Annotated in this window: 20 protein-coding genes; 13 read left to right on the forward strand and 7 right to left on the reverse strand. The window is 55.1% G+C overall.

What is annotated here, in order from left to right; all coding sequences use genetic code 11:
• Positions 1–426 precede the first annotated feature (426 nt).
• Complete coding sequence (locus K1718_RS21530; RefSeq protein ID WP_152502904.1) at positions 427–888, forward strand: MerR family transcriptional regulator; 462 nt, start codon at positions 427–429, stop codon at positions 886–888.
• A 117-nt stretch (positions 889–1,005) separates the two neighbouring features.
• On the opposite strand, the gene K1718_RS21535 is transcribed toward K1718_RS21530, so the two are convergent.
• Positions 1,006–1,326 carry an EthD family reductase gene (locus K1718_RS21535; protein WP_152502905.1) on the reverse strand — a complete coding sequence of 107 codons (321 nt, stop codon included), beginning with the start codon at positions 1,324–1,326 and terminating at the stop codon, positions 1,006–1,008.
• A 79-nt stretch (positions 1,327–1,405) separates the two neighbouring features.
• Positions 1,406–2,149, reverse strand: a complete 744-nt coding sequence (locus tag K1718_RS21540; protein WP_265680901.1) for a VOC family protein — start codon at positions 2,147–2,149, stop codon at positions 1,406–1,408.
• Between the two features lie 293 nt (positions 2,150–2,442).
• Between K1718_RS21540 and K1718_RS21545 the strand changes: the two genes are divergently transcribed.
• From K1718_RS21545 to K1718_RS21575, 7 genes are all read left to right on the forward strand, one after another.
• Complete coding sequence (locus K1718_RS21545) at positions 2,443–4,239, forward strand: acyl-CoA dehydrogenase C-terminal domain-containing protein (RefSeq protein ID WP_265680900.1); 1,797 nt, start codon at positions 2,443–2,445, stop codon at positions 4,237–4,239.
• Positions 4,240–4,344: 105 nt separating this feature from the next.
• Positions 4,345–4,983: a glutathione S-transferase family protein gene (locus tag K1718_RS21550; RefSeq protein ID WP_152502908.1), complete on the forward strand. Its 639-nt coding sequence runs from the start codon at positions 4,345–4,347 to the stop codon at positions 4,981–4,983.
• A gap of 27 nt (positions 4,984–5,010) precedes the next feature.
• Positions 5,011–6,219, forward strand: coding sequence for an acetyl-CoA C-acetyltransferase (locus tag K1718_RS21555; RefSeq protein WP_265680899.1), 1,209 nt, complete (start codon positions 5,011–5,013; stop codon positions 6,217–6,219).
• 3 nt (positions 6,220–6,222) lie between these two features.
• Positions 6,223–6,603, forward strand: a complete 381-nt coding sequence (locus tag K1718_RS21560; RefSeq protein ID WP_152502910.1) for a cupin domain-containing protein — start codon at positions 6,223–6,225, stop codon at positions 6,601–6,603.
• Between the two features lie 19 nt (positions 6,604–6,622).
• On the forward strand, positions 6,623–8,833 hold the full coding sequence (locus K1718_RS21565) for a 3-hydroxyacyl-CoA dehydrogenase NAD-binding domain-containing protein (protein WP_265680898.1): 2,211 nt from the start codon (positions 6,623–6,625) through the stop codon (positions 8,831–8,833).
• 155 nt (positions 8,834–8,988) lie between these two features.
• The gene (locus K1718_RS21570; RefSeq protein ID WP_152502912.1) at positions 8,989–10,125 is read left to right on the forward strand and encodes an AraC family transcriptional regulator; all 1,137 of its coding nucleotides are present in this window, start codon (positions 8,989–8,991) and stop codon (positions 10,123–10,125) included.
• 499 nt (positions 10,126–10,624) lie between these two features.
• Positions 10,625–10,903 (forward strand): DUF6460 domain-containing protein, encoded by a 279-nt coding sequence (locus tag K1718_RS21575; RefSeq protein ID WP_152502913.1) that lies wholly within the window; start codon positions 10,625–10,627, stop codon positions 10,901–10,903.
• Here the strand turns inward: K1718_RS21575 and K1718_RS21580 are convergent.
• Positions 10,830–11,798 (reverse strand): histone deacetylase family protein, encoded by a 969-nt coding sequence (locus tag K1718_RS21580; protein ID WP_265680897.1) that lies wholly within the window; start codon positions 11,796–11,798, stop codon positions 10,830–10,832. The two genes, K1718_RS21575 and K1718_RS21580, sit on opposite strands and share 74 nt — an antisense overlap.
• A 155-nt stretch (positions 11,799–11,953) precedes the next feature.
• Here K1718_RS21580 and K1718_RS21585 point away from each other — a divergent pair, with 155 nt between their 5' ends.
• Positions 11,954–13,306, forward strand: a complete 1,353-nt coding sequence (locus K1718_RS21585; RefSeq protein WP_265680896.1) for an MATE family efflux transporter — start codon at positions 11,954–11,956, stop codon at positions 13,304–13,306.
• 2 nt (positions 13,307–13,308) lie between these two features.
• Here K1718_RS21585 and K1718_RS21590 read toward each other — a convergent pair whose 3' ends face one another.
• The gene (locus K1718_RS21590) at positions 13,309–14,403 is read right to left on the reverse strand and encodes a quinone-dependent dihydroorotate dehydrogenase (RefSeq protein ID WP_265680895.1); all 1,095 of its coding nucleotides are present in this window, start codon (positions 14,401–14,403) and stop codon (positions 13,309–13,311) included.
• Positions 14,400–14,744, reverse strand: a complete 345-nt coding sequence (locus K1718_RS21595; protein ID WP_152502917.1) for a DUF952 domain-containing protein — start codon at positions 14,742–14,744, stop codon at positions 14,400–14,402. The genes K1718_RS21590 and K1718_RS21595 overlap by 4 nt, the downstream gene beginning before the upstream one ends.
• A gap of 297 nt (positions 14,745–15,041) precedes the next feature.
• On the opposite strand from K1718_RS21595, the gene K1718_RS21600 reads away from it, so the two are divergent.
• Positions 15,042–15,941 carry a thermonuclease family protein gene (locus K1718_RS21600; protein ID WP_265680894.1) on the forward strand — a complete coding sequence of 300 codons (900 nt, stop codon included), beginning with the start codon at positions 15,042–15,044 and terminating at the stop codon, positions 15,939–15,941.
• A 57-nt stretch (positions 15,942–15,998) separates the two neighbouring features.
• Here K1718_RS21600 and K1718_RS21605 read toward each other — a convergent pair whose 3' ends face one another.
• Positions 15,999–17,657, reverse strand: coding sequence for a lysine--tRNA ligase (locus tag K1718_RS21605; RefSeq protein WP_265680893.1), 1,659 nt, complete (start codon positions 17,655–17,657; stop codon positions 15,999–16,001).
• 216 nt (positions 17,658–17,873) lie between these two features.
• Between K1718_RS21605 and K1718_RS21610 the strand changes: the two genes are divergently transcribed.
• Both K1718_RS21610 and K1718_RS21615 read left to right on the forward strand, forming a co-directional pair.
• Positions 17,874–18,287 carry a tellurite resistance TerB family protein gene (locus K1718_RS21610; RefSeq protein WP_152504394.1) on the forward strand — a complete coding sequence of 138 codons (414 nt, stop codon included), beginning with the start codon at positions 17,874–17,876 and terminating at the stop codon, positions 18,285–18,287.
• Between the two features lie 18 nt (positions 18,288–18,305).
• Positions 18,306–19,154, forward strand: a complete 849-nt coding sequence (locus K1718_RS21615) for an alpha/beta hydrolase family protein (protein WP_265680892.1) — start codon at positions 18,306–18,308, stop codon at positions 19,152–19,154.
• A 269-nt stretch (positions 19,155–19,423) separates the two neighbouring features.
• Here the strand turns inward: K1718_RS21615 and apaG are convergent, their stop codons facing one another.
• Positions 19,424–19,825 (reverse strand): Co2+/Mg2+ efflux protein ApaG, encoded by a 402-nt coding sequence (gene apaG, locus K1718_RS21620; RefSeq protein ID WP_265680891.1) that lies wholly within the window; start codon positions 19,823–19,825, stop codon positions 19,424–19,426.
• A 148-nt stretch (positions 19,826–19,973) separates the two neighbouring features.
• On the opposite strand from apaG, the gene K1718_RS21625 reads away from it, so the two are divergent.
• A complete protein-coding gene (locus K1718_RS21625) occupies positions 19,974–20,582 on the forward strand; it encodes a CDP-alcohol phosphatidyltransferase family protein (protein WP_152502921.1) in 609 nt (202 codons plus the stop codon).
• The last annotated feature ends 52 nt before the right edge of the window (positions 20,583–20,634 follow it).

Genomic DNA, 20,634 nt, shown 5'->3' on the forward strand with positions numbered 1-20,634 from the left:
GAATCCGTCATAAGACGGGACAAGCGCAGCGTTTTGAAAGACTTTGTAGACTTAGGGTAAACAGGGCGTTAATCGGCCTTGCTAAATGCGAAAACCGACTGTTTTCGATTGAAAAGACTGAGGACAAACCAAGGATTCGTGCCGAATCGCCTAAACGGCCGTTAACGTTTTTTTGCCGGATGACCTTACGCGACTGGACCTTGACGCAAACGTAAGGTAAAGAGTGCGCCATAAATCAGGCTGACAGCTTGAGCGGATGGTTTTTTGGGAACGAAAGTGTCAACAGGGGTTTGATCCTGTGACCCGTCTCAACCCGTCTTCCGGACGTCACCTGAGATCGCACCGCGGATCTATTCTGCAGGGCGACATTCGAAAAAGCATCAACAATGAGCCGGTAAACGGCGACACTGAAGAGTACAAACTGCTATGAGCGAAGCGCTTTCGATCCTCAACGAAGACGATCTGGTTGACGTTGTCTCTGCAAATGATGACAGCACCAAGAAAACGCAATTCACCATCGGCGATCTGGCCAAGGAATTCGACTGCACATTGCGGACCCTGCGTTTCTATGAAGACAAGGGACTGCTGAATCCGAAACGCGATGGCTTGAACCGGATCTATAACCGCCGCGACCGTGCACGCCTCAAACTGGTTCTGATGGGCAAGAGCGTCGGCTTCTCCCTGTCCGAAATCCGGGACATGCTTGATCTTTATGACCTGCGCGACGGTCAGGTCACGCAGCTGCGTGTGGCGCTGTCAAAGTTCAATGAACAGATCACCGTTCTTGAAGAGCAACGCAAAGACATCGAACAGGCTATCGAGGAATTGTCCCGGACCGTCGAGATCGTTTCCGGGATGCTCAAGCAGAAAGAAGCCGAAGAAGCCTAAGGCTCAAAGCTTCAGACGATGTTGGAAACCGCCGAGCCTTTGGCCGGCGGTTTTTCCTAGTTCCGTCTTGATCGAGGCTCGACCGCTCAGCTATTGCGGCTCTGTGCACATGAGCTTCTAGTGTTTTGGCTCGCCGATCAGGATTGTCGGCTTGCCACCGGTCGAGATGCGTTCAGCGTCAGCCGCGACTTCCTGCATTCCGACTGTCGACATGGCTTCCTGTAGTGCCTGGGCTGATGGAAATGCCATTGTAAAGCTCTGGTAAAAGGGCGGATTGCCATCGGGCCCTGCCAGGAACCTCACCACGGAGTAAGGTTTCGGACCTGAAGGGATCCTCGCCTTCTCATGCAGCAAATCCAGATGAGCTTCATAGTCGGCATTGAATTTCTCGGCGTTGATCGGCCAAGGATACAGTACTGTAAGCACAACTTGTGACAAAGCGGCCTCCCTATCGGCGCGGTGCAAAAAAGCTTCCGAAGAAGACTTATCAGTAAGTCCGCTGGAAGCGAACGTGAACTTAAGACCCGCGAACGCGAAACACGTTCGCCACAAGGCTCTTATCCAGACCAGTTACAACAGTTTCTCGATAACCGGCCTGTCCGGCACCTGGAAGCCTGGCTGCTTCAAGTGACGGACGGTGCTGGAATTCCAGGACGGTATAGGGCCGTTGATAGAGCCAACTGCGGTTTTGGAGTGCCAATGGATCCGATGACGGCGGGTCTTCCTCAGTAAAAGCAAAGAAATAGAGCGTGAAACCATGTGCTTCTACCGGCATGGTCGCCAGCAGCTTCATGCCGAGGGCGTCACAACTTTCAAACATTGTCGCTGTTTCCCGGCAGCGCAGTGTCAAAAGGTTCAGGGCCGGACCGCCCCCAAGTTTGCCCGCCTCTGTTTCCTTGAGGCTACGCTCACCCTTGAAACAGTGTGCAATCAGCTCGACCGGAAACCCCTCAGGGTCCTTGAAGTGTGCCAGATAGCCAATATCGCCAAATTGCTCAGGTGCTCCGACCCGCACGCCTTTTTCGGCGAGCTGCCGGCTAGCCAGATCAAGATCCGGTATGGACAAGGCAATTTTCCAATATAGGTCTTCGCTAGATCCGCAATAGGCAGTCGCTGCCTGCTCGAACTTTAAGCCTGCCTCTTCCTTGCCATAGCCGACAGTGCCGTCCCCCTGCTCCTTCATTCCAAGGACATCGCAGTAAAAGCGCCGTTGCGCTTCCGGGTCCCGGCATTTCAGCGTGATCCAATCAATCTTGGGCATACGGCAATCCGTTCCTTTGATCCTAGACTTTGCCAATTCGCTCTCATCGGTGCCTGTGTCCTTGGGATGGATGGAGGTCGCGATGACCTCAAAATTACGTCAACAAAACACAGATCTGTGCTGAGGAACCCTCAAAGTCATTCCAATTAGCATGTTTTGGGCGTATTTTTTTGTCATGCCTTCCCTTGGGACACCACTTGCCGGACGGAATCAAGACGCGTATATAAACCTCAAGATGACGTTTACGGAAACGTAAGCTCACATTGCATTCCGGCAAATCTGGGAGGATTTCCATGCCGAGTTATACAGCACCCGTCGATGACACACTCTTCCTCTTAAAGGACGTGTTCGGGTACGAACGCTATTCCAACCTTCCGGGCTTCAGAGACGCCCCTTTGGATCTTGTGGAAGCGATCCTGCGAGAAGGCGGCAAGTTTGCCGAGGAGGTGCTTCAACCCCTCAATCAGAGCGGTGACCAGGAAGGCTGTACACGCAATGAAGATGGAACCGTAACAACGCCCAAAGGATTTGGAGAGGCCTACCGTGCTTTCTGCGAGAACGGCTGGGGCACTCTTGCAGCTGATCCCGACTATGGCGGTCAGGGCCTGCCTCATACACTTGCGACCATTTTCAATGAATTCGCATCGTCCGCAAACATGGCCTTTTCCATGTATCCCGGACTGACGGCCGGTGCAGTCGCGGCATTGACGCTGCACGGTACGGATGACCAGAAACAGACATATCTGCCGAACATGATCGCCGGAACCTGGACCGGCACCATGAACCTGACAGAACCCCATTGTGGCACCGATCTTGGTCTGATCCGCACCAAGGCGGTTCCCCAGGACGATGGCTCATACAAGATCTCCGGAACCAAGATATTCATCTCGGCCGGCGAACACGACATGGCTGAAAACATCATTCACCTTGTGCTTGCACGTATTGAAGGTGCACCGGATGGAACGAAGGGAATTTCGCTGTTTGTTGTGCCGCGCAATCATGTCGGCGAAGACGGGTCGGTGGGTGACAATAATGGCGTTTCCTGCGGATCCATCGAACACAAGATGGGTATTCACGGCAACGCAACCTGCGTAATGAACTACGACGACGCGACCGGTTGGCTGGTGGGCGAAGAGAACAAGGGCCTGAGGGCCATGTTCACCATGATGAACGAAGCGCGTCTTGGCGTCGCCGTTCAAGGTCTTTCGCAATCGGAAGTCGCCTATCAAAACGCCGCCACCTATGCCACCGACCGTTTGCAGGGTCGTGCGCTTACCGGCCCCAAGAACCCCGACAAGGCGGCAGATCCCATTATCGTACACCCGGATGTGCGCCGGACGCTGATGTCGATCCGCTCGTTCAACGAAGCGGCAAGGGCGCTTGTGATCTGGACTGCGCTTCACGGCGATGTTTCGCATCGCTCGGACGACGACGCATCGAAACAGTTTTCCGACGACATGATGGGCTTGATGACCCCGGTTCTGAAGGGCGTGCTTACCGACACGGGGTTCGCCAATGCGGTCAACGCACAACAGATGTATGGCGGCCATGGATATATCGGCGAATGGGGCATGGAGCAGTTCGTCCGCGATGCCCGTATTGCCATGATCTATGAGGGGGCAAACGGAATTCAGGCACTTGATCTCGTCGGCCGGAAGCTGCCGGCGAACGGTGGCCGGGCAATCATGAGCTTTTTCAACGAGGTCAACACGTTCCTGAAGGAAAACAAGGACAATGAAGACCTGGCAGGTTTCACCGCTCCGCTGAAAAAAGGTGTCGACGATCTGCAGGCCGCCACGATGTGGTTCATGAATAATGCCACCAAAAACCCCGACAATGCCGGAGCCGGTTCGGTTGACTATATGCATCTCTTCGGGTTGGTGGCTCTTGGTTACATGTGGGCCCAGATTGCCAAGGCGTCGAAGGAGCAGCTGTCCAACGGTGCTGGCGACAAGGCCAGCTGGCTCGAGAACAAGATCGCCTTCGGGACTTTCTTCATGGAACGAACAATGCCGGAAACGGCAGCTCATCTTGCCAGAATCTCGACCGGCTCGGACACAATGATGTCGGTTAACGCCGAAGCGTTCTGATCTCGTTCGACCCTTCTTGCGAGGGTCGGAAATTCACCCGCGCAAATCGTGACGCGGCGCGTTAGTCTCGCCCCTCAACTGATTTGCCAGGGAGATAATCAAGTTATGGCTGAATTCGTTCTTCACTGCATGGCACAATCGGGTCACTCCTACAAAGTGGCCTTGATGCTGGAATTGTGCGGTGCCGATTGGGAGCCCAAATGGGTGGACTTCTTCAATGGAGAAACCCGTACGGAAGAATTTCGCACGACACTGAATGAGATGGGTGAAGTTCCGGTTCTCGTCGAAGGATCGAATGTCCTGACCCAGTCCGGCGTCATTCTGGATTACCTAACGGAAAAGTTCGGCAAATTCGGTGGCGACACCGCAGAAGAACGCCGCGAAGTTCTGCGCTGGACCATCTTCGACAATCAAAAAGTCTCCGGCATGATCGGCCCGCTTCGCTTCCTGCGCGCGTTGATCAAGACCGGTGAAACCGAAGTAACCGGCTGGCTCGACGGACGTGTGAAATCTGCTCTCGCCATCCTGAACAATCACTTCGAACACAACGCATTCGCCATCGGGTCGAAGCCAACGACAGCCGACTTTTCTCTGTGCGGATACCTTTATGTCCGAGACGAGACCGGCATTGATTTCGCACCCTATCCCAACGTCATTGCCTGGCTGGACCGGATCAAGGCCCTGCCCGGTTGGAAACACCCCTATGACCTCATGCCCGGCCATCCCCTGCCGGACGCCAAGTGAGGATCGTCTGATCTTGAGGAGGATCTGATGCCCGAAGCCTATATTTTCGACCACGTGCGCACGCCGCGCGGCCGCGGAAAAAAGGACGGTGCTTTGCATGAAGTTCCGTCCGTACGTCTGGCAGCAACAGCTCTGGAAGCCATTCGTGATCGCAATTCACTGGATACGGCAAAAGTCGATGATGTCGTGCTCGGCTGCGTAGATCCGGTCGGAGAAGCAGGCGGTGACATCGCCCGTGCAGCTGTCTTTGCCGCCGGATATGCGACGTCGGTTCCCGGCATGCAGATCAACCGATTTTGTGCCTCTGGGCTTGACGCGGTCAACATGGCGTCCGCCCAGGTCATGGCTGGTCAACACAAACTGGTGGTCGCAGGTGGCGTGGAGAGCATGAGCCGCGTTGGCATTGGTGCTTCTGGAGGTGCCTGGCCAATTGAACCACAAGTCGCCGTTCCTTCCTATTTCATGCCACAAGGTGTTTCCGCGGATCTGATCGCCACCAAATATGGCTTCTCTCGCGACGATTGCGATGCCTATGCCGTGGAAAGCCAGAAACGCGCCGGAAAATCCTGGGACGAAGGACGCTTTTCCAAGTCGGTGGTCCCGGTGAAGGACATCAACGGCATTACCATTCTCGATCGAGACGAGCACATGCGGCCAGAAACGGATATGCAGTCGCTCGCCGCGCTCAATGCATCTTTCGAACTGATGGGCGCAATGGGTGGTTTTGATGCCGTCGGTATTCAGGCGCATCCGGAAATCGAAAACGTCAAACATGTGCACCACGCCGGTAACTCGTCCGGCATTGTGGACGGTGCTGCCGCAGTCCTGATCGGCTCCAGCACGGCGGGGCGCTCCTCCGGGCTCAAGCCGCGGGCACGCATCAAGGCATTCGCCAATATCGGTTCCGAACCTGCCCTGATGCTGACCGGGCCGGTGGATGTTACCGAGAAGCTTCTGAAAAACGCCAAGATGGATATGAAGGACATCGACCTTGTCGAGATCAACGAGGCGTTTGCTTCCGTTGTCCTGCGTTATCAGCAGGCCTTCGATCTCGATCCTGACGTCGTCAACGTCAATGGCGGAGCCATCGCCATGGGGCATCCTCTGGGTGCAACCGGAGCCATGATCCTTGGAACCGTGCTTGATGAACTGGAGCGCAGGGACCTCAACACGGCTCTGGTAACGCTTTGCATTGGCGCGGGCATGGGCACGGCCACAATCATCGAGCGGGTCTGAGCGATGATCAGCAATCTCGACAGGGAGTTCGGCCAGATTACCGACTACTGGTCGCCGCGGGTTGTTGCCGATGTCAACAATCAGAGTGTCAAACTGGCCAAGTTGAAAGGCGAGTTTGTCTGGCACGACCATGCCGACGAGGACGAACTGTTCTTCATCGTCAAAGGCAGTCTGACCATTCAGTACCGCGATCGCGAAGATGTGGTTTTGTCCGCTGGCGAACTGCATGTGGTTCCCAAAGGTGTGGAACACAACCCGCTGGCTGAGAACGAATGCTGGGTGATGCTTTTTGAACCTGCAGAAACCAAACACACGGGCGACGTGGTCGTGGAAGGCACGAAGTCGGCAGCGCAACAGCGCGCCCACTTGACCAACGGCGCTTGAGACCGAGGAGGAATGTCAGATGAACTACAAGAATTTCGCCATTGAGACCGATACCGACGGCTTGGCGCTGATCACCTGGGACATGCCGGAAAAATCGATGAACGTCATTGATCTTTCGGTCATGGACGAGCTGGACGCCCTGATTGATGAAGTTGCCGGCAACGACGCCATCAAAGGCGCTGTCATTGCATCCGGCAAGGCAGCCTTTTCGGGAGGCGCGGACCTGACGATGCTGGAGGGTCTCTTGAAGGACTTCCATATCAAGCGCGGAAGCGATCCGGAGGCAGCCGCCAAGGCCTTGTTTGAAGGCTCGCGTAAACTGTCACTGGCCTATCGGAAACTGGAAACCTGCGGCAAGCCGTTCGTGGCCGCCGTTGCCGGCACCTGCATGGGTGGCGGAACGGAGCTTGCCCTGGCTTGTCATGCACGGGTTGTCGATGAGGGCCTGAAAATGGGCTTGCCGGAGGTAAAGGTCGGCCTTTTCCCAGGCGCTGGCGGCACGCAGCGTGTCATGCGGATGACAGATGGCCAGCAAGGCATGCAATTCCTGCTGCAGGGACGAACCTTGCGCGCTCCGCAGGCTCAAAAAATGAAACTGGTCGATGAGGTGACCGGCACAAGAAAACTTGTCGCAGCTGCCAAAAAGATGCTGAAGGCCGGAATCGATCCGGTCAAGGAGTGGGACAAGAAGGGCTACAAGCTGCCCAATGGCAAGATCTACTCTCCAGCTGGGTTCCAGTTTTGGCCTGCAGCGAATGCAATCTACCGGCGCGAGACCCACGACAATTATCCAGGAGCGCGCTACCTGCTGCATTCCGTTGTTGAAGGTCTGCAGCTGCCGATGGATCTCGCATTGCAGGTGGAAAGCCGTTACTTCGCCAAGGTTCTGCAAACGCCTGAAGCTGCCAACATGATCCGTTCACTCTTCGTGTCGATGCAGGAACTCAACAAGCTGGCACGCCGCCCGCTCGACCAACGGCCGAACAAGATCAAGAAAGTTGGGATTCTGGGAGCCGGTTTCATGGGAGCCGGCATCGCGTATGTTTCGGCTCAAGCCGGAATAGATATCGTGTTGATCGATCGGGATCAGGAAGCTGCGGACAAGGGCGAGGCTCATACCGAAGAGCTGATGAACAAGGCGATCAAGCGAGGCAGGGCCAGCGAAGACCAGAAGGAAAAACTGCTGGCCAAGATCGTGGCGACCACCGACTACGATGCGCTTGCGGACTGCGATCTCGTTATCGAGGCGGTGTTCGAGGACCGGGATATCAAAAAGACCGTGACGGAAAAGGCCGAAGCGGTCATGAAGTCCCGCGCAATCTTTGCATCAAACACGTCAACACTGCCGATCACGTCCCTGGCCCAAGCTTCCAAGCGGCCGAAAAATTTCATCGGCATCCATTTCTTCTCGCCGGTCGACAAGATGATGCTGGTTGAGGTGATCCTTGGAAAACGCACTTCGGACCGGGCCCTCGCCCTGGCTCTCGACTACATCAAGGCAATCAAGAAGACACCGATTGTGGTCAACGACAGTCGCGGTTTCTATACATCCCGCGTTGTCATGACCTATATCCGCGAAGGCCTGATGATGCTTGCGGACGGTGTTCCAGCGGCAATGATCGAAAATGCGGGCAAAATGGCCGGCATGCCTGTTGGGCCGCTCTCGCTCGGCGATGAAGTGGCGCTGGATCTTGCCTGGAAGATCGTTTCGGCGACACGCAAGGACCTCGGCGTCAAATACGTCGAAGGACCTCTGGACAACATTCTGGAAGAAATGGTGGTCAAGCGCGAACGCTTCGGACGCAAGAATGCCAAGGGCTTCTATGACTACAAGGGCAAGGAAAAGAGCCTGTGGCCTGGCATTCCGGAGGTTACCGGTCAGCCGAAGTCCGCAGAAAGCTTCAACATTGAAGAATTGAAGCAGCGCCTCTTGGTGATGCAGGCTCTGGAAACCGCGCGAATATTCGAAGAGAAATGCCTGACCGATGTGCGTGAAGCTGACGTCGGCTCGATCCTCGGCTTCGGGTTCGCACCTTATTCCGGTGGGACACTGTCCTATATCGACATGATGGGCACCCCGGCTTTCGTGGAGCTTTGCAAAAAGTTCACCCGCAAATGGGGCCCGCGTTTCAAACCCAACAAATTGCTCCGGGACATGGCCAAGGACAATCAGAGTTTTTATGGGAGATTCCCGCCGAAAACGCCTCAATTGGACAAGGACGCCGCTTAATCTTCGCGCAGATACCGCCTCTTTTCAGGGGCGGTATTGTCATTTTTACGTATTTTGCACGTGATATGTGTTAGCAAATCACGTCAAAACTTGATCCTTCACGACTTGTCATGCACATTTCGTAAAAGAGCTGTGCACGTCGGCTGGAGTTGGGAATGTCGCTTGATGGCGAATGGGCGCGCGCGGACGTTTTCCGCGTATTGCGCGATATTTGTTCAAACGAAGATTTGGACTGGCCATATCTGGCGCAACGTTACAACTTTGACCTTGCGAGCCTGGAAGACCCCCAGGGCGTTGTTCCCATAACAGCCTGGCATGGTGTCTTTGAGTATATTGCCGAGAAACTTGGCAACGATGCCGTCATGTTCGACCTGTTCAACAATGTCGATATCGGCTGTTTTTCCATATTCGACTATCTTTTTGCCTGTGCGCCGACCTTGCGCGATGCATGTCAGGCCTGGGTGAAGTTTATTTCGATCCGCACCAATGCCTACCGCATGACCTTCGAAGAAGATGAGACCGGTGGCTACGTTCAATGGCCGATCCTGGAAGGTCGCGGTGAATGGCGGCAGAACATGTTTGCGCGGATGGGCTGGGCGACACAGCAGCTGGAACATGCTCTGGACATGAAAACGCCACCGATCATGATCGAATTGGCGACTTCGGAACCCAAAAATAGATCAGCCTTTCAGAAAAAGTACCAAGGCCGCATCCGCTTCAACGCACCTCACAACAGGATCGCCTTGCCAAAGGCTCTGTTGTCGCGTCCGCTTCGCCGCAACGACGCCCATCTTTACGATATCATCCTGAAATCGGCTTTGAGCGAACTGGACCGGTTCGGTGAACTGGAAGCACCGCTGTCCAGAATTGCGAATGAAGTCGCATCCAATCTGGCCGACGGCTCCTGCACTCTGCCACATGTGGCAGCAAAACTCGGAATGTCGCAACGTGCCGTGCAGCGCCTATTGGAAAAGGAAGGCACGAGTTTCCGCAAACTCAGCGAAGAAATCCGCCGATCGGCCGCAGAAAGGTACCTGCGCAGCACGGATCTGCCCATGAAGGAAATAGCCTATCTTTTGGGTTTTTCAGAACTCAGTACATTCTCCCGCGCTGTGAAGGCATGGTTCGGAGTTTCTCCCCGCAAGGTTCGGGAAGCGCCGGAGAAACCTCTGTCGATCAATGGCGATCCCGCTTCAGACGACAGTGTCAAGCAATTCACCCAGCCTTCACCAAAAAACAAAAGTGCGCACGCCACCCGGCCGCGCCTGCGGGAAGCGATTACAGCTGACTGATCAGAAATTGGAAGAATTGGGGCACGGTGGTACTTTCGGGCAAGTGAGCCACCGTGCCTAAGAACATTCTATTTGCCGTCAGGTAGCGAAAACTCCCGCTCAGCTACCCATTTCCAAAAACGGTTTCGGACTACGACATGCATAGAGACCGTTCCGTCTTCGATATTTTTCCGGCCCATCCCGCAGCGTGATCGTTTTGTTTGCCAAACCCGTTTTTCCGCGCCGGGCCGACGAATGTCTTTCACCACAGGTAGAGGTTGGTCAGTTGGCCGCGATTGTGGGATTTCGCTCTGCCACCGATTTATCCAACCTAGAATCATCATTACCGATAATGCGAAGTAAGTAATTGGCCTGACGCGTAAAGGATTTTACCATTTACGCCACCACATACAATTATTCGGGGTTTTGAACGCATCCGAAGGCCTGCCATTGTAATCCGGTACGATTATTCCTAACTTCCGGAACAATTCAGAAATTAACGCAGGATCAGGAGAAACGCATGTCAGACACCGGCTTGAGCCGTTTTCTCGGAGGCTCTCCCGCTCAGGTGCTGTTGCGGCTTGTTTTCCTTTCCTTCGTGGTCGGGATCGTCTTGTCCGCACTTAACCTGGACCCGATCGACCTGGTCTACATGGTTCTCAACTTTTTCGAACGTCTCTGGGATATGGGCTTCAATGCAATCGGCAGGTTGGGAAATTACCTCGTCATCGGCGCAATCGTGGTTGTCCCGATCTGGTTGGTATCTCGCCTTCTCTCGATGGGCCGGACCAGGAACTGACCGCCCTCGCGGCACGATGCAGAGTGACATGCCGATCCGCAAGTTCATCGATGTCGGTTGAATAACCTCCGCCGAGCACACCTGCAATCGGAATTCCAAAAGAGCGTACACTTTCAATCACCAATCTGTCGCGTCGCCGCAGACCTTCTCTGGTGAGTGCAAGCCTGCCCAGACGATCGTTCTCATAAGGGTCGACACCGGCATTATAGACGACCAGATCCCAGGCTTCGCGCTCCAACAAGTCCCGCAGCACTTCAGTGAGCCTCATCAGATAGGCGTCGTCACCGGTCAGATCAGCCAGCGCGATGTCGAGATGCGAAGGAACCTTTCGCACTGGATAGTTCTTCTTGGAATGCATTGAGAACGTGAAAATATCCGGATCATCTTGAAAGATATCGGCGGTTCCATCGCCCTGATGAACATCAAGATCAACGATCAATGCCTTACCGATAGCTCCATCGGCCTGCATCACCTTGAGTGCAACAGCCACATCATTGAAAACACAGAAACCGGCACCGTGTGCTTGGCGTGCATGGTGGCTGCCTCCGGCAGTGTTGCAGGCAATGCCGTGCTCTAAGGCCAGATAGCATGTCAGCACGGTTCCACCTGTCGCGCAGCGTGCGCGCAGCGCAATGTCCTCCCGCATCGGAAAGCCTATTTCCCGAGCAATCTTGTCCGGCACCTTTCCATTGAAGACCTGATCTACGTAAGCAGGATCATGAGCCAGAGCGACCCACTCGAACGGAGCTGGCCGCGGCCGGTAGAAGTCACCCTGCTCCAAAAAACCTTCTTGCCGGATCAAATCGGCCACTGCCCGAAACTTGTCCATCGGGAAACGATGATTTGCAGGAAGATCAGCACAATAGGCAGGATGATGAACAATCGGCAGTAACATGGGCCGCAATATAGGTCAGACGTTCAGGTCTTACACCCCTGCTTCGGAACAGTCGCTTTCGTCAAAGGATGCTGGAATATCGGGTATGCAGGCTCGTGGATTGACGAAACAGGTTAAGCGGGACAAAGAGAGCGTCAGTCCATTCAGAGATCTCCATGCCACACAGTAGTGTCACACCCGTGCCGTCCAAATTTGCATTTTCCGTAACGCACCGCTCCGTGCTGGCAATCGCCGCGCCGATGACACTTGCCTATCTGTCGACACCGTTGCTCGGACTGGTCGACATGGCGGTCATCGGGCGGCTGGGTGACGCTGCGCTGTTGGGCGGCATCGCGATCGGCGGGATCATCTTCGACCTGGCCTTCACGACATTCAACTTTCTGCGCTCCGGCACGACCGGCCTCACGGCACAAGCTTTGGGAGCCGGGAACGAGCGGGAAGTCCGGGCTACTTTGCTCAGGGCCCTTGTCATTGCTCTTTTGAGTGGCCTTGCGGTCATCTTCGCCCAATTGCCGCTTAAAGAATTCGGGCTCTGGTTCATGGGCGGCAGCCAGGACGTGCAATCTGCAACCAGCCGCTATTTCGACGTTCGTGTTTACAGCGCTCCTTTTCTGCTGGCCAACTATGCCATTTTGGGGTGGTTCATCGGACTTAACAAAGCCGGAACCGGGTTATTGCTGCAACTGGTTCTGAACGGCCTCAACATCGCTCTCAGTCTGTGGTTCGTGGTCGGGCTCGGGTGGAGTGTGGAAGGCGTGGCGTTTGCCACCGTTTTGAGCGAAATATCGGCAACGATTTTCGGACTTGTTCTGATTTTTGCGGCAACGAGGAACGGAAGCTGGCCAGCTGCAGCCATTGTATTCGATCGCCGGCTGCTGTTGCGCATGATGGCGATCAACCGCGATATCATGATCCGCTCCTTCACGCTGCTCTACGCCTTTGCGTTCTTCATGGCACGCTCGGCCGATCAGGGTGACATTGTGCTGGCCGCCAATGCGTTGCTTGAAAAATTCATCATGGTTGCAGCGTTCTTCCTGGATGGTCTGGCCACAGCGGCTGAACAACTGGCCGGACGCGCCGTTGGAGCGAAACACAGACCCGCATTCGACCGGACACTCAAACTGACGGCACTTTGGAGCTTTGCACTGGCCGGGCTTCTTGCAATGCTCTTTTGGGCCTTCGGACCGTTCATGATCGATTTCATGACGACTTCGCCGGAAGTCAGGCAGACAGCGGCAACTTTCCTGGCCTGGGCGGTGCTCACACCCCTGTTCGGTGTGCTGGCATTTCAGATGGACGGCGTTTTTATTGGTGCGACCTGGTCTTCCACCATGCGCAACATGATGCTCCTATCACTGGTGCTCTACCTTGCTGCTTACTACGCCTTTTTCCCGTATCTCGGCAATCATGGTCTCTGGCTGGCCTTGTTGCTGTTTTTCGGCGCTCGGGGCTTCACCATGCTGGCTGCCTGTCAAAAACGCGCAGCTGAAACCTTTAAAGAAGGCTGATGTCAGGCTTTTTCACCTGCCCATGCGTCCATGTTGGCATCCCTCGCCTGCCTCAGCGAGGAAAGCCCCTGTTCTTCAAGCTTGTCCGACAGCCCGTCCAGAATATCACCAACCAATGCAGGTCCTTTGAAAACTAGCGAAGAATAGAGCTGCAAGAGATCTGCTCCCGCAGTGATCTTGGTCCACGCGGTTTCGGCGCTATCGATGCCGCCAACTCCAATGATCGGCAATTCAGGTCCTGCAAGCTTGCGTGCCCTGGCGAGCATAATCGTCGATTTGCGGAAAAGCGGACGGCCCGAGAGGCCTCCGGCTTCAGCTGACGGCCCATGTCCGCTCAGGCCATCTCGGCTAACTGTGGTGTTTGAAACGATCAACCCATCGACGCTTTTCGCCAGGACTTCCTCGACGATGTCGGAAAGGTCTTCATCTGCAACATCTGGAGCTATCTTGAGAAGCACGGGCACATGACGGCCAATTTTCTGAGTGCACTCATCACGCGCAGAAATCACGCCCGTCAAAAGCTCGGCCAGAACCGATCGCGCCTGCAGGTCGCGCAGGCCGGGCGTATTCGGCGATGAAATATTGACGGTGAAATAGGTTGCGATGTCGGCAAAGGCATAAATGCCGCTGACATAGTCGGCGATCCGGTCCTCAGCATCCTTATTCGCCCCAACATTGATACCGACAATGCCGGAAAGTTTTCGCCTCGCATCAAGACGTTTGCGCAGCGCTTCGTGTCCGTCATTGTTAAATCCATAGCGATTGATAACGCCCTGATCGGCAGGCAATCGAAAGACGCGCGGACGCGGATTACCAGGTTGTGGCCTTGGTGTTACGGATCCGACTTCCGCATGACCGAACCCAAGCTTCAGAAGCGCATCCGGTACCTCGCCATTCTTATCGAAACCTGCTGCCATGCCGAGAGGATTCGGGAAGGTCAAATCCCATAGTTTCACCGCAAGACGCGGGTCAGACCGGCGTCTTTGGCCAGGCAGGACACCGGACTTCAGCGCAAGTATCGTCATCTTGTGCGCGGTCTCTGCGTCCAAACCGCGAAGAACCTTCAGTGCCGCCTTGTCCAACCACGGCAAACTCATTTTCCCAACTCCGGAAAGACATGATCGCCATCCTTGCCGAGCGGCAGCTCCTTGACCCAAACAGCAGACGCTGGGTCAAGATCCGAATAAAGGTGCGGAAACAAGGCACCGCCGCGCGAAGGCTCCCACTTCAGCTCTTCACCAAGGGCATCAGTGTCAAAGGCTGCCAAAAGCAGGTTTTCCTGACCGACAAAGTGCTTTTGTGCCGTTTCTCGCACCTGATCCGCAGTTGAAAAGTGTATGAAACCATCCGAAAGATCCACAGGAGCGCCTTTAAAGCGTCCTTCCTGGATCGCGGTCTGCCAAAGAGATCGTGGAACGATCTTGAAAATCAGGGTCATCCGTGTGCCTTTTCGCGAGACGGCAGCGCGGGTTATTCCAATCCTGCCGTCAATTCCGCCGGCAGGACACTACTCAAGTGAATTCTGTCGAACAAGCTGACCATTGGCCACTTGTTCACGGCACGACATTTTTTTAAGGATAAACGCTGAAACTTCTGCCATGAGAGACGCAGCAACACAGCAAAATACGAAATTCGCACCTGTCTCGTCTAAAGAGCGTTGTTCCAATTTGCACACTCGGCATTCAAATCGTTTGGCGCTATCATTCGCCGTGTCTGAAAAGCGAGTAATAGCGGAATGAATCTGAGGTCAGTCTTGGTACCTGCTCTTGTGCTGACCGCCGCCGGCGGTCTGCTTGCGGTGCTGTTGTTGGCCGACCCGCCTAACTCATCCTCCGATGAAACAGCCGCCAGCCGTGACGGCCAACTGGCAAAGGCTTTGGTGGCAGAGACCCAAAACGAAATCTCCAGTGCGCAAACTTCTCCACCTGCCCCGGCAGCGCCCGCTCCTCTTCCAGGAAACATCCGGGATGTCTCACCTGACGGGGTCAGCGCGCCAAAAGTGAGTGGCGGTTTGAAGCGTATTGCGCCTTCCAAGCGCTATCTGGAACTCAAGGATCCGCCGGTCGAGCCGATCCCGGATGGCCCTCTGGAACTTGTCAGGGTGCAGGTCCTGGACGGTGGCCGGCTGCGTGCGAACCAAATCACGGTCAAGCTGGCTCACATTATTCCGCTCGAGCCGGAAGAGACCTGTGTTTCCCGCCTTGGCGGCACCTGGCCTTGCGGAGCGCGCGCCAGAACTTTTCTGCGCGGATTGATCCGCCAATTCAAGGTCAACTGCGAAAAGATCGAAGAACTCGGCCCCCGGCAAATCCTGGCAACCTGCAGCAGAGGCAAGATAGATCTCAGTACCCGGTTGGTCCGCTATGGATGGGCGGATCCTCTTGAGAATGCCCCCGACCACCTGCAGGAACTGGCACTCAAGGCCAAGGAGCGAAAGATCGGCAAATGGCAGGCAGAATGGTTGAAAGACCTGCCTGCCACACAATGGGAAAACGACCCGACTGCCGCACTGCCCGGCCTTGAAGTGATCGAGCCTGAAATCGTCGAATGGAGCCTCAGAGCCGATCCCGAAGCACCGGAAGACGACACATCGCTTTTCGGCCTTGGCGATCCGGCCATTGCCCCCCAGCAATGAGCGCAGCAACCATAGTCTTCAGAATTTGAAAGGCGGCATTCACGCCGCCTTTCCTGTTTAGGTCGAGAGTTCGCCCGCGAGTGCCTTCCGGATCATCTCCCGGGTCTCGGCTATGCCGTAAAGAGCCACGAATGAGCCGAAACGCGGGCCCTTTTCCTGGCCGAGCAGAAGCTGATAGAGCGCGGAGAACCAGACAACCGAAACTCCAGGACCACCATCAGGGCCTTTTTTCTTCGGATCCTGGTACCGCTCAATTGCACGCGCCACATCGAGCACCGCATCCTGAATGGCCGCGCCATCGGCGTCCTGCGGCAATGCTGCCAGTTTTTCGTCCAGCTGACGAAGCGCGGCCTGCTCGGTTTCGTCTGGAGCCTTGAACGACTTGGCCGGTCGAACAAAGTCCTCAAAGTAACGGATCGCATAACCAACGAGCGCATCCAGATCCGGATGCGTCGCAGGTGTGACACCCGGTGCATAGCGCGAGATGAAGGCCCAGAGGACGTCTTTGTTTTCCGCATTGGAAGCTGACACCAGATTGAGCAGCATGGCAAAAGGCACTGGCAAATCAATCTTCGGAATATTGCCGGAGTGGATGTGCCAGGCCGGATTCTGCAGCTTTTGCTCAACCGGCATCTGCTCGTATTTCTGAGCAAACGTGTAGTACTCGTCGACCGCTTTCGGAATGACGTCGAAATAGAGCTTCTTTGCAGTTTTGGGCTTCTGATAGTTATACAGCGCCAGGCTTTCAGGCGCCGCATAGGTCAGCCATTCGTCAATGGTCAGGCCATTGCCCTTGGACTTGGAAATCTTTTCTCCCTTTTCGTCCAGGAACAGCTCATAGACATAGTGCTCAGGAGCCTTTCCGCCCAAAATGTTGCAGATCTTGTCGTAGATCGGCGCATTGGTCATGTGGTCCTTGCCGAACATTTCGAAATCGACATCAAGTGCCGCCCAGCGCATACCAAAGTCCGGCTTCCACTGAAGCTTCACCTGCCCACCGGTCACCGGCAAAGTGATGTCCTCGCCGGTTTCATCCTGGAACGTTATGGTGCCGTCTTTCGCGTTGACCTCTTTCATCGGCACGTAAAGAACGCGCCCAGAACTCGGCGAGATCGGCAGGAAAGGTGAATAGGTTGCCTGACGCTCTTCGCCCAGCGTCGGCAGCATGACGTCCATGATCTTCTGATATTTTTGTGTCGCCAGGATCAGGACTTCGTCGAACTTGCCGGACTTGTAATACTCCGTCGCGCTCGCGAATTCGTAGTCGAAGCCGAATGTATCGAGGAACCGGCGCAACATCGCATTGTTGTGAGCGGCGAAACTGTCGAAATCCCCACCGAACGGATTGGGAACGGCGCTCAAAGGCATTTGAAGATATGGCTCAAGTGCTGCCCGATCCGGAACATTTTCCGGGATCTTGCGCATTCCGTCCATATCATCGGAGAAACACAGGAGACGCGTCGGTATCTTGTCTTCTGTGAGCAAACGGAAAGCCGTGCGCACCATGGTTGTGCGCAGCACTTCACCGAAGGTTCCGATATGCGGCAGACCGGACGGGCCATAGCCGGTTTCGAACAGAACCGGCTTTTCCGGATCCCGCTTCTCGATACGTTTGACCAGTTTTCGCGCTTCTTCGAACGGCCAGGCTTTCGATTTCCGGGCCGCCTCGACAAAGTCTTGCGAAAGGTCAAGCGGAGGCAGGGATTGGTCGGTCATTTTATAAATTCGTTCTGTTTGTTTGGATGAATTGCGCAACATAACGGAAGGCTTTTTGGGGCCTCGGGCCAAATGCTGCGGCGCGACACTAGATCAAGCAGCATTCATGTGCAATCACATGTCGCAAGTCCACGACTTGAAGCTTTCACGCCAAGCCTATACACCGGGCCTTCGAAATCGAACATAACCGGCGCCACTGGAGAATGAATAGTGACTATGAATGAGCCGATCAGCGTACAGGAAGCCCTCATCTATGTGATGGTCATCGTCTCGGCGTCGGACAACGAAATGACCGATATGGAACTGGCGACGATTGGCGATGTGGTCAAGATGCTCCCGGTCTTCCAAGGGTATGACAGCGCACGGATCATCCCTGCCGCGCAACGCTGCGGTGACATCCTGCAGGAAGACGATGGTCTCAAACTGGTGCTGGAGCTGGTGGGTGACGTGCTTCCGGCCAAGCTTTACGACACGGCTTATGCGCTTGCTGTCGAAGTTGCAGCGGCCGATCTTCACGTTGAACAGGAAGAGCTGCGCATCCTCCAGCTGCTTCGTGACCGGTTCAGTCTCGACAAGCTGACCGTCGCAGCAATCGAACGTGGAGCAATTGCGCGTCATCGCTCGGTTTAAACAAGGCGGACCGACGGGTTGAAAAAACCCAGGCAAAAACGCAACAGGATATTTCCAATAGGCTTTGCCGCTCTTTCGGTGTTGACCATTGCTGCGTTGATTGTCTTTCTCTCCGGCCTTGGAGATTTTGACCTTTCAAGGTTTGAAACACGCGAGCTCAGTTTTCAGGACCAGCGACACCAGATTTCCGGGTCGTTGATCCTTCCGGCTGAACACCCGACTTCGCTTGTGCTTCTGATCCACGGCGACGGGCCGACAGACAGATTTGCCAATGGCGGTTATCTGCCGCTCATCAATGCACTCGTTGACGACGGCATCGCTGTCTTTTGCTGGGACAAACCAGGGATCGGCAAAAGCGACGGTGACTGGCTGCAATATTCACTTTCCGAACGCGCAGACCTTGCAGAAGCCGCACTGACGGCGTTGGCATTGGAAGAGGACCTTTCAGGGGTCCGCAAGGGCGTTCTTGGCTTCTCTCAGGGAGGCTGGGTGATCGCGGACCTTGCCGCAGGCAACACAAACGCCGAATTCGCTATTATCATTGGCGGTGCCGTCAACTGGCAGCGGCAAGGTCTTTATTATCAGCGCCGCCGTCTTGAAAGCACCGGCGTTTCTGCGGACGAGATAGAAGCAGCGTTGGAAAAAAGTGCCGCTGCCAATCGACAAATGATCGCCAAAGATTTCGACTACCAGGACTACCTCGAGCTTGCCGGACCCCATCCCATGAGCGCCAGTCGCTTCCGGTTCGTTCGAAAAAACCTGTCGGCGGACTCTTCGGACCATCTGACGAAGATTACGATTCCGGTGCTAACCCTGCACGGAAGCGAAGATCTGAATGTTGACCCCGACTACAATTCAAGCCGCTAACGGCGTCTCTTGGCGTCCGGGCATGCTGCAAATCGCAGCGACATGATCAATGGCGGAACGCACAGTCTTTTGCGTGCAGAGTGGTTCAATTACCAGCTTGAAGGCCAGATGCCATGGTGGTCCCAGGCAGCATTTCTCGCTTTGGGGCGGTACGCCTATGCGCCTGAAACGCTGGATATACTGACGACGTGGATTGCGCAGCAAGCGCGTTCTCAAACTAAAAACTGACAGGTCGCTTATGCTCTGGTTTCAGGTCCTGTAGCTTCGCGTCAGTTCAAGCTCCGAATACTGTCAGGAAGGTCCAGTGAAAACGCCGGTATCGTTACGTTGAAGAGTGTTCCGTCGGGCCGCTCCATCTCATAGGCACCCGCCATGATTCCGCTGTCCGTCGCCAGCGGGCAGTGAGAGGAGTATTCGTAGGTTTCCCCAGGCTCGATAACCGGCTGTTCTCCGACGACGCCCGGTCCGCTCACTTCTTCCTGCCGTCCGAGGCCATCGGTAATCTGCCAGTAGCGGGATTTCAGTTGAACCGGTTCGTTGCCGCCATTGTGGATCTCGACCATATAGGCCCAGATAAATTCACTTTCTTCCGGGCGCGATTCATCGTCCAGATAAAATGGTTCGACGGAAACTTCGATTCCTTCGGTTGTGGCGCTGTAACTGCCCGACACGATTAATCCTTTTGCTTCCGGGTGAGGACCCGTTCATTCAAAACGGGCTTATAAGGCGTATGACGTAAGCGTGAAAGGGACTGACTTGTGATTTCCGAGTGGATTTTGCATGTAGACCGCTGAATTTTCCAATTATGTGACCATCAACATGTTCGATGCCCGAATTCGTCCTCTGATCGATCCGCCCCTGAACCAAATGGGTCAGGCGTTGGCGGCTGCCGGCATCAGTGCAAACGCGGTGACCCTGTTCGGTTTCGCCTTGGGTCTTGTCGCAGCCCTGGCGATCGCTTGCGGCGCGACGCTTGCCGGCTTCTTTCTGATTGGCTTGAACCGTCTGGCGGATGGCCTTGATGGTGCAATTGCACGAGCCTCCGGCAAGACCGATCTCGGCGGATACCTCGATATCACACTCGACTTTTTCTTTTATGGCGCTATCCCGCTTGCTTTTGCCATGCTGGACCCTGCAAACAACGCCCTTCCTGCAGCAGCCCTTCTATGCAGCTTCTACGCCAACGGTTCAGCCTTTCTGGCCTTCGCAATCATGGCGGAACGTAAACAGTTGACGACGGACGCACGCGGTTCCAAGTCTCTCTACTATCTCGGCGGTCTGGCTGAAGGGGCTGAAACCATCGCCCTTTTCCTATTGATGGCCCTCTTTCCCGCCTGGTTCCCCGTTTTGGCCTGGGGATTTGCGTTGGTTTGTTTCGTTTCAGCCGCGGCCCGTGTCATGATTGGCGTCGCAGCCTTGAAAGACTAGGGCTTGAGCGCCTGAATGCACTCTTCCTCGAGGATGGTGCCCTAGGGCTGAA

Origin of the sequence: Roseibium porphyridii, from assembly GCF_026191725.2 — a bacterium.
Lineage (GTDB): Bacteria > Pseudomonadota > Alphaproteobacteria > Rhizobiales > Stappiaceae > Roseibium > Roseibium porphyridii.